Genomic DNA, 329 nt, shown 5'->3' on the forward strand with positions numbered 1-329 from the left:
CCGCTTTGCTGGCGTTTCTCGGCCAACAGGTAATGGCCAAAAGCCAAGGCCTGCTCGATTTCACCCTGTTCCGGTCGAGCGATTTTTCCTTCGCCTTCATCGTCAGTTTCGTCGCCGGTGCCGCCTTGTTCGGGAGCGCGTTCCTGATCCCGTCATTTGCCGTGTCCGTACTCGCGTTCACGCCTACCGATGCCGGCCAGCTCCTGCTGCCGAGCGGCGCGCTTTTCGTCGGCGCGCTCCTCATTGCCGCCTTTCTCATGCAGGTGAGAGGCGTTCCCCCTATCGCCACGGTGCCGTTCGGAATCCTGATGATCATGGCCGCGATGTGG

The 329-nt window shown here is 61.7% G+C and carries 1 pseudogene; it reads left to right on the forward strand.

Going from position 1 to position 329, the window contains the following annotated elements:
• Positions 1-329: pseudogene (locus KJQ96_RS38950) on the forward strand (MFS transporter); the annotation flags it as partial.

This window comes from Bradyrhizobium sp. sGM-13 (assembly GCF_018398875.1).
Lineage (GTDB): Bacteria > Pseudomonadota > Alphaproteobacteria > Rhizobiales > Xanthobacteraceae > Bradyrhizobium.